The sequence below is a fragment of the Variovorax sp. 05T418 genome (genome assembly GCF_056396385.1).
In genome coordinates this window covers 1-13790 of sequence record NZ_JBFTLJ010000016.1, presented here as the reverse complement: position 1 = coordinate 13790, position 13790 = coordinate 1, and the positions used below count along the sequence as shown (strand labels likewise).

The 13790-nt window shown below is 69.5% G+C and carries 11 protein-coding genes; 7 read left to right on the top strand and 4 right to left on the bottom strand.

The genetic code is table 11. The annotated features are described in order from the left end of the window. The first annotated feature begins 22 nt into the window (after positions 1-22). The 3 genes from AC1DMS_RS25705 to AC1DMS_RS25695 are packed head-to-tail and all read left to right on the top strand — an operon-like array spanning position 23 to position 3021. Positions 23-1816: an FAD-dependent monooxygenase gene (locus AC1DMS_RS25705; RefSeq protein ID WP_369663675.1), complete on the top strand. Its 1794-nt coding sequence runs from the start codon at positions 23-25 to the stop codon at positions 1814-1816. Further along, positions 1813-2043 (top strand): hypothetical protein, encoded by a 231-nt coding sequence (locus AC1DMS_RS25700; protein ID WP_015867541.1) that lies wholly within the window; start codon positions 1813-1815, stop codon positions 2041-2043. Before AC1DMS_RS25705 ends, AC1DMS_RS25700 begins: the two co-directional genes overlap by 4 nt. Before the next feature lie 3 nt (positions 2044-2046). Next, positions 2047-3021 (top strand): Bug family tripartite tricarboxylate transporter substrate binding protein, encoded by a 975-nt coding sequence (locus AC1DMS_RS25695; RefSeq protein WP_015867540.1) that lies wholly within the window; start codon positions 2047-2049, stop codon positions 3019-3021. A 31-nt stretch (positions 3022-3052) separates the two neighbouring features. Here AC1DMS_RS25695 and AC1DMS_RS25690 read toward each other — a convergent pair whose 3' ends face one another. Both AC1DMS_RS25690 and AC1DMS_RS25685 read right to left on the bottom strand, forming a co-directional pair. Beyond that, complete coding sequence (locus AC1DMS_RS25690; protein ID WP_018907344.1) at positions 3053-4267, bottom strand: toxin-antitoxin system YwqK family antitoxin; 1215 nt, start codon at positions 4265-4267, stop codon at positions 3053-3055. Further along, complete coding sequence (locus tag AC1DMS_RS25685) at positions 4264-4677, bottom strand: VOC family protein (protein ID WP_015867538.1); 414 nt, start codon at positions 4675-4677, stop codon at positions 4264-4266. The genes AC1DMS_RS25690 and AC1DMS_RS25685 overlap by 4 nt, the downstream gene beginning before the upstream one ends. 108 nt (positions 4678-4785) lie before the next feature. Here AC1DMS_RS25685 and AC1DMS_RS25680 point away from each other — a divergent pair, with 108 nt between their 5' ends. From AC1DMS_RS25680 to AC1DMS_RS25665, 4 genes are all read left to right on the top strand, one after another. Then, entirely contained in the window at positions 4786-5946 is a 1161-nt protein-coding gene (locus AC1DMS_RS25680) for a TraB/GumN family protein (RefSeq protein WP_230537990.1), read from the top strand. 11 nt (positions 5947-5957) lie between these two features. Further along, a complete protein-coding gene (locus AC1DMS_RS25675) occupies positions 5958-6329 on the top strand; it encodes a DUF2946 family protein (protein ID WP_015867536.1) in 372 nt (123 codons plus the stop codon). 116 nt (positions 6330-6445) lie between these two features. After that, complete coding sequence (locus AC1DMS_RS25670) at positions 6446-8728, top strand: TonB-dependent receptor (RefSeq protein WP_015867535.1); 2283 nt, start codon at positions 6446-6448, stop codon at positions 8726-8728. Between the two features lie 35 nt (positions 8729-8763). Further along, positions 8764-9672 (top strand): copper chaperone PCu(A)C domain-containing protein, encoded by a 909-nt coding sequence (locus AC1DMS_RS25665; protein ID WP_015867534.1) that lies wholly within the window; start codon positions 8764-8766, stop codon positions 9670-9672. Positions 9673-9682: 10 nt separating this feature from the next. Here the strand turns inward: AC1DMS_RS25665 and AC1DMS_RS25660 are convergent, their stop codons facing one another. Both AC1DMS_RS25660 and AC1DMS_RS25655 read right to left on the bottom strand, forming a co-directional pair. Next, positions 9683-11434, bottom strand: a complete 1752-nt coding sequence (locus AC1DMS_RS25660) for a phospholipase D family protein (RefSeq protein ID WP_015867533.1) — start codon at positions 11432-11434, stop codon at positions 9683-9685. Positions 11435-11527: 93 nt separating this feature from the next. Then, positions 11528-13435 carry an ATP-binding cassette domain-containing protein gene (locus AC1DMS_RS25655; RefSeq protein ID WP_018907346.1) on the bottom strand — a complete coding sequence of 636 codons (1908 nt, stop codon included), beginning with the start codon at positions 13433-13435 and terminating at the stop codon, positions 11528-11530. Positions 13436-13790: the final 355 nt, after the last annotated feature.

The window sequence follows — 13790 nt, the reverse complement described above, 5'->3', positions numbered from 1 at the left end:
CGCATCGGGACAATCCCGCTGCATGATGACGAACCCCACCGCTCCGGCCACCGCGCCGCCGCCCGGCGCACGGGCTGCCGATGCCGCCAGCGGCCCGGTGCCGCCGCCGGCCAGCGCCACCGAACTGCCGCCTTCCGTCGGCGCCTTTCACTACACGCGCTACCCGGCGCGCACGCCGGCGCTCGGGCACGACGGCATGGAGCCCGGCCGCCATCCGGTGGTGATCGCGGGCGGCGGGCCGGTCGGCATGGCGCTGGCGCTGGGGCTCGCGAACCACGGCGTGCGCAGCGTGGTGCTCGAGGCCGACGACACGGTGTGCGTGGGCAGCCGCGCGGCCTGCATCTCGCGCCGCAGCCTGGAGATCATGGAGCGGCTCCATGTGCTGCCGGCCTTCATGGCCAAGGGCCTGCCGTGGACCGGCGGGCGCAGCTTCTACAAGACGGCCGAGGTGTTCCGCTTCGAGATGCCGCATGACGAGCGCCAGAAGCTGCCGCCGATGATCAACCTGGAGCAGTACTACATCGAGCAGTACCTGCTGGACGAGATCCTCCGCCGCAACGAGGCGTCGCCGGGGCTCGTCGACATCCGATGGGGCACCGAGCTCACCGGCCTCGCGCAGGACGACGAGGGCGTGACGCTGGACGTGCGCAACCCCGAGGGCGCCTACCGGCTGCGCGGCCAGTGGCTTGCCGCCTGCGATGGCGGCCAGAGCTTCGTGCGCAAGGCGCTCGGGCTCGCGCTCGAGGGCACGGGCTACGAGGGCCGCTACGTGATCATCGACATCGAGCTGCACAGCACGCACCCCACCGAGCGCCGCGCCTGGTTCGACCCGCCGTGGAACCCGGGCTCGACCGTGCTGATGCACCGCCAGCCTGACGACATCTGGCGCATCGACTACCAGCTGCGCGCGGGCCAGGGCACCGAGGACGCGTTGAAGCCGGCGGCCGTGGCCGAATTCGTGCAGCGCCACCTCAACGCCATCGGCGAAGGCCACCTGCCATGGAAGACGGTCTGGACCTCGGTCTACCGCGCGGGTGCGATGACGCTCGACAGCTACCGCCACGGCCGCGTGCTGTTCGCGGGCAATGCCGCGCATGCGATGCCGATCTTCGGCGTGCGCGGCCTCAACTCGGGCTTCGACGATGCGGACAACCTGGCCTGGAAGCTGGCCTTCGTGGCGCGCGGCCTGTCGGACGCGTCGCTGCTCGATTCGTACTCGCAGGAGCGCATCGCGGCCTTTCACGTCAATGCCGAGAACGCGATGCGCAGCACCGAGTTCATGTCGCCGCCGTCGCGCGGCTTCGACCTGCTGCGCGAGGCCGCGCTTTCGCTGTCGCAGGTGCACCGCGGCATTGCGCAGCTGATCAACCCGCGCCAGACCCAGGCCGTGCGCTACGCGGATTCGGCGCTGTCGAGCGAAGGCGATGCGCTGCCTGCGGGGCCATTGCCTGGAGAGGTCATGGCCGAGCAGCAGCTCGAGCAAGGCCACCTGACCGACTGGATCGGGCCGGTCTTCACGCTGCTGGTGCTCCGGCCGGGCGCCGATGCCGTGCCGCTGCCGGACGATGAACTGGCACAGGCGCTTGGCGGCGCGCTGCCGTTCGCGGTGCGCACCATTGCAGGCCCGGGCATCGCAGGCGCCGACGCGCACGTCGGCCCTGACGTGTTCGAGGCGCTGGGCGCGCGCGATGGTGCCGTCTACCTGCTGCGCCCCGACGGCCATGTGGCCGCGCGCTGGCGGCGCTTGCCCCGCGGCGCATTGCAGGCCGCATTGGCCCGCGCTGCAGCCGCCGCTTCCACGGAGATTGCCAGATGACCACACCGCTTCCATCCGACGCGCGCGACCGGCTCTATGCAGAGTGCGCGCGCGCCATCACCGAGGCCGGCGCCGAACGCGAATCGCTGTTCCTGGCCCGCCTCGCGCTGCTGCTGTTCGAGCAGGTCGGCGACGAGGCGCGCTGCCGCGCCGCGCTGGCCGACGCACTGCACGCGCTGCCCGTACCATCGCTGTCCGCAACCGAACCAATACAAAAAGGAGACTGATCCATGGATCGCCGCACCCTTCTCGCCACGCTCGCCTCCGGCGCCGCCGTAACCGCCGCGCCCTTTGCCCGCGCCCAGGACTACCCGGCGCAACTCATCAAGTGGGTGGTGCCCTATCCGGCTGGCGGCGGCACCGACGTGATCGCACGCGTGCTGGCCGAGGCCATGCGCCAGACGCTGGGCCAGCAGATCGTGGTCGACAACCGCCCCGGCGCCTCGACCAACATCGGCGCCGACCTCGTCGCCAAGAGCAAGCCCGACGGCTACACCATCCTCTCGGCGGACAACGCCGTGCTGGCCTTCAACGAGCACCTGTTCAGCAAGCTGCCGTTCAATCCGGAGAAGGACTTCACCTACATCGGCGCGATCGGCAAGTTCCCGCTCGCGCTGGTGGTGCATCCCGACTTTCCGGCCAAGAACTTCAAGGAGTTCCTGGCCTACGCGAAGGCCAATCCGGGCAAGGTCAACTACGCCTCGCCGGGCAATGGCTCGCCGCACCACCTGGCCATGGAAATGTTCAAGGCCCGCACCGGCACCTTCATCACCCACATTCCCTACCGCGGCGCGGCGCCCGCCATGGCCGACGTGATGGGCGGCCAGGTGCCGTGCATGTTCCTCGACCTGGCCTCGGGCCTGCCGATCATGCAGGGCAACAAGGTGCGCGTGCTGGCCATCGGCTCGGGCGCGCGCAGCAAGACGCTGCCCAGCGTGCCGACGCTGGCCGAAGTGGGCGTGCCCAACACCGAGGTGTTCGCGTTCCAGGGCATCCTCGGCCCGGCGGGGCTGCCGCCCGCGGTGGTCGCCAGGCTCAACAGCGAGCTGAACCGCGCGTTCGGCACGCCGGCCGTGCAGAAGCGCTTCGACGATTTCGGCATGGAAGCCATGCCGGGCACACCGGCGCAGTTCGCGGCGCTGTCGCGCGCCGAGTCGAAACGCTGGGGCCCGATCATCAAGCAGGCCGGCATCAAGCTGGATTGATGAAGCCCGCGCGGCCCCGGGGTGGGCCGTGCTACTGCGTGTAGGCCTTGCGCGAGCCGTCCTCGAGCACGTGCTCGTCGTGCTGCAGTTCGCCGTTCTCGTCCCAGCTGCGCTCGCGCGTCACGCGGCCCTTGGCATCGAAGCTCGATTCCGCCAGCAGGTTGCCCTTTTCGCTGAAGCGCCGGTGCGTGCCCACCGGCACCTGGCGCCCGCGGCCCGCCACCAGGTAGCGGCCGTGGGCGGCGCGCTGGCCGCTCTCGTAGAACTCGGTAATCTCGACCGTGCGCGCATTGCCGCTTCCGCGGTAGACCGACTTGCTGCGCGGCCGGCCATTGAGGTGGTAGCTGTCGTCGCCGATCGGTTCGCCCGCCGGGTTCCATCGCTGGTCACGGATCAGCGTTCCCTTTTCGGAGAACTCCTGCTCGCGTTGCCGCACCGCGCTGCGCTCGACCAGCAGCCACACCGTTTCGCGGCGCTTCACGCCTTCGGATGAAAACTGGCGCTCGGTGCGCTGGCTGCCGACGATCTCGTCCTGCACGGAAGGCTTGCCGTTGTCGTAGAAGCTCTGCGAACGTACCCGCTTGCCCGACAGGTACGACAGCCGCGAGCGCAGGATGCCGCCCGCATCGAACAGCTCGACCTGCGACGGCCCGCTGATGAACCCGCACAGCCGGGCGTCGTCGACGGCCGGCGCCAGCATGGGCGTTTCGCCGCAGCGCAGCGCCGACATCTGGCCGCGTTCGGTGAACTCGACGAAGGCGCGGTCGGTGCCGACGGCTGGATAGAAGGTGACGCGGCGCAGCTGCCCGCCCGGGTAGAAGCTGCGCACCAGGCCCTGCTCCTGTCCGTCGTCGTAGACCGCCTCGCGCACGACCTGCCCGTTGGGCGCGAACTCGCGGGCGAGGCCGTGGATGTGGCCCTTGGCGTTGAGCGTGTGCTCCCTGGCCAGCTTGCCTTTTTCATAGAAGCGCGCCAGGCCCATGAAGACGCCGTTCTGGATCTGCTGCTCGCGCTGGAGTTCGCCGGTTTCGCGCTCCTTGCAGCGCATCAGCCCCGTCTTGCCCGCGGTGCTGCTGCCGTCGGACGGATCGGCCTTGCGGTCGTTGAGCTCGCAATCGATGGCCGCGTGGGCGGTGCCCGCCGCAAAAAGAAGCCACAGTACCGCCGCCGCGGCGCGCAATGCGGCTGCGCCGGCGCCCGCAGAGGCTGCGAGCCAGCCCGGGGCGGCTCGGGGCGGAGGGTTCATTTGTCGTAGAGCGCTGCCAGGGAACGAAAGCCCTTGACCTCGATCGGATTGCCGAACGGGTCGCAGAAGAACATGGTCCACTGCTCGCCCGGCTGGCCCTCGAAGCGCACCTGGGGCTCGAGCACGAACTCGATCTCGGCGGCCTTCAGCCGCTTCGCGAGCGCCTGCCAGTCGGGCAGCGCGAGCACGATGCCGAAGTGCGGCATCGGCACCATCGCGTCGCCGACACGGCCGGTGCGCGTGGTGGCGAAGGGTTCGCCCAGGTGCAGCGAGATCTGGTGGCCGAAGAAGTCGAAATCGACCCACGTGCCGGTGCTGCGGCCCTCGGCGCAGCCCAGAACCTGGCCATAGAAGCGGCGGGCCGCGTCGAGATCGCGGACGTGGAAGGCAAGATGGAAGATGCTCTGCATGTTCCGGATTATGGGCAGCGGTGCTGTGAGAATGCCGGACTTTCTTTCATCGTGGAGCAAGCCTTGCGGATACTCCGGATCCTGGTTGCGCCGAGGCGCGACACCCTTTTGAAGACGAAGACGCCCGCGCGTGCGTCCCTGCTTTCGCGCCTGCCGCGCCTTGCGCTGGCCGGCGCCTGCTGCGTCTTCGCGCTGGCGGCGCAGGCCGCCTGCCCGCCGTCTGCCATTGCCAGCCTCGGAAAGCCCGGCGCGGCCGTCGGCCAGTGGAACGCGGCCGACCGCGGCCTGCTGTGGCGCGCCGAGCGAGACGGGCGCACTTCCTGGCTCTACGGGACCATTCATCTCGGGCGCGCCGAGTGGGTGCGGCCCGGGCCCACCGTGCAGAAGGCGCTGGAGCAAAGCGACGCGCTGGCACTGGAACTCGACGTGCGCGACCCGGTCGCGATGCAGCCCCTGACGCAGCAGGCCGATCCGGCCGTGGTCGCGCGGCTGCTCAGTGGCGAGCGCGCACAGCGGCTGGCGCGCCAGAACGAGGCCGCCTGCGTGCCGCCCGGCCAGGCCACGGGGCTGCAGCCCATCCTGCAGGTCATGGCGCTGACCGGCCTGGTGGCGCGCGCCGACGGCCTGTACCCCGAGTTCGGCGCCGACGAGGCGCTGGCCGTCTCCGCACGCAACAACAACAAGCCGGTGTTCGCGCTCGAAAGCGCGGCCGCGCAATTGAAGATGCTGACCGGCGACTCCGAGGCCGAGGAGGCCGAGCAGATCGACGCGGCCCTGAGCGAACTGGAATCGGGCCAGTTGCGCGCGCAGATGAAGGAGCTGGCCGACATCTGGGCACGCGGCGACGCGGACAAGCTCGGCCGCTACCCCGAGTGGTGCAACTGCCTCAACACGCCCGCCGAGCAGCGGCTCATGAAGCGCCTGCTGGACGACCGCAACCCGGGCCTGGCCGACGGCATCGAGCGCATGCACGCGGGCGGCAAGCGCGTGTTCGCTGCCGTGGGCGCGCTGCACATGGTCGGTCCGCAGGGGCTGCCGGCGCTGCTGGCGGCGCGCGGCTTCAAGGTGGAGGCGGTCCCGCTGGTGGCGCAGCCGCCCGCCGCGGTGCCGACCGCACCCGCGCCCAAGGCGAGCGCCCGCGGCGCGCAAGGGGCCAGGAGCAATCGCGGCGCCAAGGCTTCCGGCGCCAAGGCCTCGGGCACCCGGAGTTCGGGCAATGCCAAGTCCGCTCAGCGCGCACCGGCACCAAAGAACAAACAGCGCCGATAATCGCCAACGCCATGCACCTGCTGCGAAACCACCCCCGCTTCCTCGGCCTCGTCGGCCGCTGGGTGCTGCTGTGGTTCGCGCTCTCGATCGGCGCGGCGGTGGCCTCGCCGATCGTGCATCCGCAGGCCGTCGAACTGGTGTGCTCGAGCGCCGGTTCGATCAAGGCGGTGGTCCACACCGAAGACGGCGTGCAGGAGATGGGCGCCTCGCACATGGACTGCCCGCTGTGCGTGCTGACCGGCGCGCCGCCGCCGTCGCCGTCCGCTGCCGCTTTCGACCTTCCGCTGCCGCTCGGCCGCGTGGTCCAGTCCATTCCCGCCGCGCGCTTGGCCGCGGCCACCGCCGCGCCGCTGCCGGCGCGCGGGCCTCCCGCCTTCTCCTGAAGCTGTCAAAACCGTAGCTGCGTGCGCCCGATCGACGGGTGCATGCGGCCTGTCCGGCTTGAAGTTCGTGGAGCAGGTTCCCAGTGAAAAAGCATTCCCGCGCCATGGCGATCGCCATGGCATTTCCCCTTGGCGCGCCCGCGTGGGCGCAGGACGCGCCTGATCCATCCGGCGGCAGCGGTGCGCGCACCCTGAGCACCGTCACGGTCAGCGGCGGCCGCCCGACCTCGCTGCCGACCCAGATTCCGACCACCATCGAGGGCGTGACGCACGAGCAGATCGCCGAAACCGTCAACGCCACCGACGGCGAAGACGCGCTCAAGTACCTGCCCAGCCTCGTGGTGCGCAAGCGCTACATCGGCGATTTCAACCATGCGGTGCTTGCCACGCGCGCCTCCGGCACGGGCAACAGCGCTCGCTCGATGGTGTATGCCGACGGCGTCATGCTGTCGAACCCGCTGGGCAACGGCGCTACCTACGCGCCGCGCTGGGGCATGGTCTCGCCCGAGGAGATCGAGCGGGTCGACGTGCTGTACGGGCCGTTCTCGGCGGCCTATCCGGGCAACTCGGTCGGCGCCGTGGTCGACTACGTGACGCGCATGCCCACCCGGCTCGAAGCGCACGCCAAGCTCAGCGGCTTCGCCTCCAACTTCGACCTGTACAACAGCCACTCCTCGCCCGCCGGCCAGCAGCTCGAGCTCTCGCTGGGCAGCCGCAGCGGCGACTGGTCATGGTGGCTCAGCGCCTCGCGCACCCACAGCAAGGGGCAGGCGCTGGTGTTCGGCAACCGGCTCGCGAGTGCCGGCACCCTGGGCAATGCCGGCACGCCGGTCACCGGGGCGGTTCTGGGGCTGAACCCGTCGAACCAGCCCTGGTGGCTGGTAGGCGGCTCGACGATCTACGACACCACGCAGGAGCAGGCCAAGCTCAAGCTGGCCTACGATTTCTCGCCCACGGTGCGCGCCACCTACACGCTGGGCGCCTGGAACAACACCACGCACGGCAGCGTCGACACCTACCTGCGCGATGCCTTCGGTGGGCCGGTGTATTCGGGGCGCGTGAACATCGCCGGGCGGAGCTACAACCTCGATGCGCCGAGCGCCGCGCTGGCGCCGACCGAAACCGCGCTCACCCACTACATGCATGGCCTCTCGGTGAAGAGCCACACCGGCGGGGTGTTCGACTGGGAGCTGTCCGCAAGCCTGTTCGACTATGCGCGCGACACCTCGCGCACGCCGACCACGCCGCTGCCCGGCGCCTTCAACGGCGGACCGGGCCGCACCACCGACATGGGGGGCTCCGGCTGGCACACCTTCAAGGCCGCCGGCACATGGCGGCCCATCGGCTCGGCCGAGGGCGTGGGCGCGCACGTGGTCGACTTCGGCTTCCAGCAGGACACCGCCCGCCTGCGCACCAGCGTCGGCAACACGCTCGACTGGATCGCCGGGCCGGCCGTGTCGCCGTTCTCCGGCTTCAACGGCAACACCCGGCTGCAGTCGCTCTACGTGCAGGACACCTGGCGCTTCGCCAAGGACTGGAAGACCACGCTCGGCCTGCGCCACGAACGCTGGGAGGCCTACGGCGGCCAGCTCGGCAGCGCGACGAAGCTGCTCGACTTCGCGCCGCGCAGGAACAGCTACGACTCGCCCAAGGCGGCCCTTGCCTGGCAGGCCACGCCGGACTGGCTGCTCAAGGCATCGACCGGCCGGGCAGTGCGCATGCCGACGGTGAGCGAGCTCTACCAGGGCTCGATCGACGGCAACCGCATCGTCAACACCGATCCGAACCTGCGGCCGGAGCGCTCCTGGACGACGGAGCTCAGCGCCGAGCGCGACCTGAAGGGCTGGGGGCTCGACGGCGTGCTGCGCACCACGCTGTTCTTCGAGAACACCAAGGACGCGCTCTACAGCCAGGCCCTCACCAATCTGGTCAGCACGGTGCAGAACGTCGATGCCATCCGCACCCGCGGCCTGGAGGTGGCGCTGAACGCGGTCGACGTGGGCGTGAAGGGGCTGGACCTGAGCGGCAGCCTCACGCTGACGCGCTCGAAGATCGCGGCCAACAGCGGTTTTCCGGCCAGCGTCGGCCGCGAGCAGCCGCGCGTGCCGAAGCTGCGGGCCACGCTGCTCGCCACCTACCGGCCCGATGCGAGGTGGAGCTACACCGTCGGCGCCCGCTACAGCGGCAAGCAGTACGGCACGCTCGACAACAGCGACGGCAACGGCGCGGCCTACATGGGCTTCTCGAAGTTCTTCGTGGTCGACGCGCGCATCCGCTACCGGATCGACCGGCAATGGAGCGCCGCCTTAGGCATCGACAACCTGAACAACAACAAGTACTGGGCCTTCCACCCCTATCCGCAACGCACCTACGTGGCCGAACTCAAGTTCGACCTCTGATTCCTTTCAACCGCCTTTTTCAAGGAGTTCCCGCAATGAACCATCCGCGCACCATCCTCAAGACCGCCGCCGCCTGCGCCCTGCTGGCAGGCACGGCCGCCGCCTGCGCCCACGTCACGCTGCCGCGCGGCGGCGCCACCGTCGGCAGCGACTACAACGCGGCCTTCCGCGTCGGCCATGCCTGCGAAGGCGCCAAGGCCACTACCGGCCTGGCCGTGCGCCTGCCCAAGGGTTTCCTGCTGAGCGACGCCCAGGCGCGCAAGGGCTGGAAGCTCGACGTGCAGAAGAACGCCGGCGACGGCGAAGTGCGCTGGACCGCCGAAAACCCGCAAGCGGCGCTGCCCGCCGGCGAGCGCGCCGAGTTCGTGCTGCGCGGCAAGGTGCCGGGCACGCCCGGCCCGCTGTGGTTCAAGGTGCTGCAGACCTGCGACGTGGGCAGCATCGATTGGGCGGAAGTGCCGGCCTCGGGCACTTCGACCACCGGGCTCAAGAGCCCTGCCGCCAGGCTCGACGTGGTGGCGCAGGGCGTGGCCACGGTCGACGTGCGCGACGGCTGGGTGCGCCAGTCGGTGCCGGGCCAGAGCGGCACCGGGGCCTTCATGAAACTCACCGCGCCCACGGGCGCCAGGCTGGTCGGCATCACGACGCCGGCCGCCGGCGTGGCCGAGGTGCACGAGATGAAGATGGAAGGCGACACCATGAAGATGCGCGAACTGCCGGGCGGCCTCGACCTGCCTGCCGGCCAGACCGTCGAGCTCAAGCCGGGCGGCTACCACGTGATGATGATGGACCTGAAGCAGGCGCTGGCCAAGGGTTCGACCGTGCCGATGACGCTGCGTTTCGAGGATGCCAAGGGCCAGAAGAGCTCGCTCGAGCTGAACCTGCCGGTGGGCGCGCCCGAAGGAGCCGACACCGCCGCGCCGGCCCATCAGCACAAGCACTGACGCCGGCGCCCTACAGCAGCTGGTCCGGCGCCAGCGGACCGAACAGCCGCAGCAGCAGGCGCAGGGTCAGGCTGGCGTCGGGCTCGGTGGAGGTGTCCTTCAGCCCGCTGCCTTCGGGCGCCCGCCAGACCAGCGAGCCGCCGTCCAGCTCGACCCGCCATGAGCCCTCGCGCATGCCGCGCTCGATCTGGGCGGAGGCCGCGCGCGAGAGCTCGGCGCTTCGCACGAGCAGCGCGATCTCGGTGTTCTGCAGCTGCGAGCGCAGGTCCAGGTTCATCGAGCCGACCACCAGCAGCCGGCCGTCCATCACCAGCACCTTCGAATGCAGCATCGAGCGCGATTCGCCGAGGCTGCCGCCGCTGCCCGACGAGCCGAAGGCATTGCCGACGCTGGCCTGCTCGCTGCGCAGCTCGTAGAGCTCCACGCCCACTTTGAGCAGATCCTCGCGATGGCGGGAGTAACCGACATGCGCCACCGGCGCGTCGTTCGACGACAGCGAGTTGGTCAGCACGCGGATGCGCACGCCCCGCCCCCGCGCCGCTGCAAAGGCCTGCATCATGTCCGGGCCGGGCACGAAATAGGGCGAGATGATGAGCAGGTCGCTGCGGGCCTGGCCGATCAGCTGCAGCAGGCCTTCGACCACCGTGTCGCTGCCCGCGGCCAGGTCGGAGCTGGCTTCGAGCGCCGCCGCGCGCCGCGACGAGCTGGCGGCGTCCCCGGGCTGGCTCACGACCAGGCCCGGCGCCCTCGTCTTCTCGGCGCCCTTGTCGGCCGGGATCTTTCCGGGCTGGTCGGCGAGCATCACCGCGGGCGCCCAGACGAAACGGGCGGTTCGCAGGTCCATCGGCTTTTCGTCCCAGGCGCGGGCGAGCTGTGCCGGCGTCGGGGCGGCGCCGTCCTTCGGTTCTGTTCCGGGCGCGGGCGGCGGGGGGGCCGGCGGCGGCGAGTTCTGCGCCCGAGCCGACTCGTCGGCCAGTTCCCGGTCGGCCTGCTGCGCGCGCTCGCGGATGGCCTCCAGCTCGCTGCGCTTGACCAGCGACTGGACCGGGTAGGCGCGTTCGTTGTTCCAGTAGCTGTCGAAGCTGCGCGACAGGTCCCGCACGATCGGCCCGGCCGCCAGGATGTCGACGTCGATGTAGTTGCCCTTCAGCGCATTGCCGAAATAGGCGTCGCCCAGGTTGCGCCCGCCGGTGACGCCGAGCACGTTGTCGGCGAGGAAGAGCTTGTTGTGCATCCGCTGCTGGATCCGCGAGGCATCGCCGATCGAGTTGAAGACGCGCGCCAGCGAAGTCCCGCGCGCGCCGGCCAGCGGGTTGAACAGGCGCATCTCGATGTTCGGCACGAACGCCAGGCCCAGCACCAGCGCATCGCGCCCGGTGCTGTGCAGGTCGTCGAGCAGGATTCGCACGCGCACGCCGCGCTCGGCCGCCGCTCGAAGTCCCCGCACCAGCCGGCCGGTGCTGGCGTCGGCATGGATGGCGTAGTACTGCAGGTCGAGCGTTTTCTGCGCGCCTTCGATCAGCGCGAGCCGACTGCCGTAGGCGGCGGGCGGCCCCGCGAGCAGCAGGAAGCCGGATTCGAAGCGCGCCCCGTCGGCCTTGCGCCGCTGCTGCACCAGGGCCTCCAGCGCGGTGCCGTTGGGCGAGGCGAGCGCGGTCGAGACCGGCCGGTCGACGTGCTCGGGCAGTTGTGCGCAGGCGCCCTGCAGGACAAGGACAAGAAGCGCAATGCTTCGGCCAAAGAGCGCGTAGAAGGAAGACATGCGGCGTTCCCGGAGCTTGGAAGCCGCATATATAGCCCAGTCGGCGCCGCCGCGGCGTGGGACGGCGGGACGGCCCGTCGTAGAACCAATGAACTAGCGCCCGGCGGACAGCTCTTCCTGGCGTTCCAGCGCCGCCAGCAGTTCGTCGTCGATCTGGGCGTGGCGCTGGCTCAACTCGGCCGCGCGCGAAGCGTCGCTGGCGTAGATCGCGCCGCCGTCGAGCTCGAGCATTTCGCCGATGCGCTTCTGCTCGGCCTCGAGCGCCTCGATCAGCGCCGGGAGCGCCTCGAGTTCGCGCTGTTCCTTGTAGCTGAGCTTCTTGCGGGCGGCGCCGGCCGGACGCGCGGGCGCCGGTTCGGCGGCGGCGGGAGCCGGTGCGGGCGGCGGGGCAGGCGGGGCGCCGGCGGCCTGCCGCTGCTCCGCGATCTCGCGCGCGCGCTTCGACTGGATCAGCCAGTCCTGCACGCTGCCCTCGTATTCGCGCCAGTGGCCGTCGCCCTCGAAGGCGATCGTGCTGGTCACTACGTTGTCCAGGAAGGTGCGGTCGTGGCTGACCAGGAACACGGTGCCGTCGTAGTCCTGCAGCAGGCCTTCCAGCAGTTCCAGCGTGTCGATGTCCAGGTCGTTGGTCGGTTCGTCGAGCACCAGCACGTTGGCCGGGCGCGCGAACAGGCGCGCCAGCAGCAGCCGGTTGCGCTCGCCGCCGCTCAGGGAGCGCACCGGCGAATTGGCACGCGCGGGGGAGAAGAGAAAGTCCGAAAGGTAGCTCTTCACGTGCTTGCGCTGGCTGCCGATCTCGATCCACTCGCTGCCCGGGCTGATGAAGTCCTCCAGCGTCGCGTCCAGGTCGAGCTTGTCGCGCATCTGGTCGAAATACGCCACCTGCAGGTTGGTGCCGCGGCGGATCTTGCCGCTGTCGGGCTCGAGCTCGCCCAGGATCAGCTTGAGCAGCGTGGTCTTGCCCGCCCCGTTCGGGCCCAGCAGGCCGACCTTGTCGCCGCGCAGGATGGTGCCGGTGAACTTGCGGATCACGGTCTTTTCGCCGAAGGACTTGGTCGCCTCGGTGAGCTCGGCCACGATCTTGCCGCTGCTCTGGCCCGAGGCCACGTCCATGTTGACGCTGCCTTGCACTTCGCGGCGTGCCGCGCGGCTTGCGCGCAGGGCTTCCAGGCGGCTGATGCGGCTCTGGCTGCGGGTGCGGCGCGCCTCCACGCCCTTGCGGATCCAGATTTCTTCCTGTGCGAGGAGCTTGTCCGCCTTGGCGCTGATGACCGCTTCCTGGGCGAGCTGTTCTTCCTTCTGCAGCAGGTACTGCTCGAAATTGCCCGGGTAGGAATTCAGCTTGCCCCGGTCCAACTCCACGATGCGGGTGGCCACGCGGTTGAGGAAGCTGCGGTCATGGGTGACGGTGACGACGCTTCCCTTGAAGTCGATCAGCAATTGCTCCAGCCATTCGATGGAGTCCAGGTCCAGGTGGTTGGTGGGTTCGTCCAATAGAAGAACATCCGGCGCGGCGACCAGCGCCTGGGCCAGCGCGACCCGCTTGCGGGTGCCGCCGGAGAGCGAGCCGACCCGGGCGTTGCGGTCCAGGTGGAGCCGATGCAGCGTTTCTTCCACGCGCTGCTCCCAGTTCCAGGCGTCGAAAGCTTCAATCTGGGATTGCAGCGCATCCAGGTCCAGGCCCTCTGCACCAGAAAGATAGAGGTCCCGTATGGCGATGACCGGGGCCAGCCCCTGGCTCGCGGCCGTGAATACGTCCGCGTCCATGTCCAGCTGGGGTTCCTGGGCAACGAACGCGATGCGCAGGTTCTGCTGCAGTTGGAGCGTGCCGTCGTCCGTCTTCTCCAGGCCACCCAGTATCTTGAGCAGCGAAGACTTGCCGGCACCATTGCGCCCGATCAGGCCGATACGCTCCGATTCGAGAAGAGAGAAGTCCGCATGATCGAGCAGCGGGACGTGACCGAACGCGAGTTGGGCGTTGAGGAGTGTGATGAGTGCCATGTGGCACGGATTATCGGAGGAGCCTCCCTTTCCCTCCGGGGGCGGCGCGAAGCGCCGTCCCCGGAGGGAAAGGCTCCGACGCCGATTTTGTTCACGGCAGTCTTGCAGGACCCGGAATTTGGCATATACTCGTGGGCTCGGCTGACAACGCTGCAAAGCACTTCAGGCAGCCGCTCCCAGGAGCGGAAAGCAAGAAGATGAAAGTCGAAAAAATCTTCTTCGAAGTTGACGCGGTTTGAAAAAACAGTGCATAATCGAAGGCTCCGCTGAAGCAGCTTCAGCGTCTCGTAGCGAAGGTTGCGGGGTGCGACAAGAAGCTGAAGAAAGCGAAAAAAGTTTGACGGTACTTAAAAAA

Bases quoted from the DNA above. Each gene is read 5' to 3' on its own strand.
- AC1DMS_RS25705 (WP_369663675.1), top strand. From the start codon at position 23: ATGATGACGAACCCCACCGCTCCGGCCACCGCGCCGCCGCCCGGCGCA.
- AC1DMS_RS25700 (WP_015867541.1), top strand. From the start codon at position 1,813: ATGACCACACCGCTTCCATCCGACGCGCGCGACCGGCTCTATGCAGAG.
- AC1DMS_RS25695 (WP_015867540.1), top strand. From the start codon at position 2,047: ATGGATCGCCGCACCCTTCTCGCCACGCTCGCCTCCGGCGCCGCCGTA.
- AC1DMS_RS25690 (WP_018907344.1), bottom strand. From the start codon at position 4,267: ATGAACCCTCCGCCCCGAGCCGCCCCGGGCTGGCTCGCAGCCTCTGCG.
- AC1DMS_RS25685 (WP_015867538.1), bottom strand. From the start codon at position 4,677: ATGCAGAGCATCTTCCATCTTGCCTTCCACGTCCGCGATCTCGACGCG.
- AC1DMS_RS25675 (WP_015867536.1), top strand. From the start codon at position 5,958: ATGCACCTGCTGCGAAACCACCCCCGCTTCCTCGGCCTCGTCGGCCGC.
- AC1DMS_RS25670 (WP_015867535.1), top strand. From the start codon at position 6,446: ATGGCATTTCCCCTTGGCGCGCCCGCGTGGGCGCAGGACGCGCCTGAT.
- AC1DMS_RS25665 (WP_015867534.1), top strand. From the start codon at position 8,764: ATGAACCATCCGCGCACCATCCTCAAGACCGCCGCCGCCTGCGCCCTG.
- AC1DMS_RS25660 (WP_015867533.1), bottom strand. From the start codon at position 11,434: ATGTCTTCCTTCTACGCGCTCTTTGGCCGAAGCATTGCGCTTCTTGTC.
- AC1DMS_RS25655 (WP_018907346.1), bottom strand. From the start codon at position 13,435: ATGGCACTCATCACACTCCTCAACGCCCAACTCGCGTTCGGTCACGTC.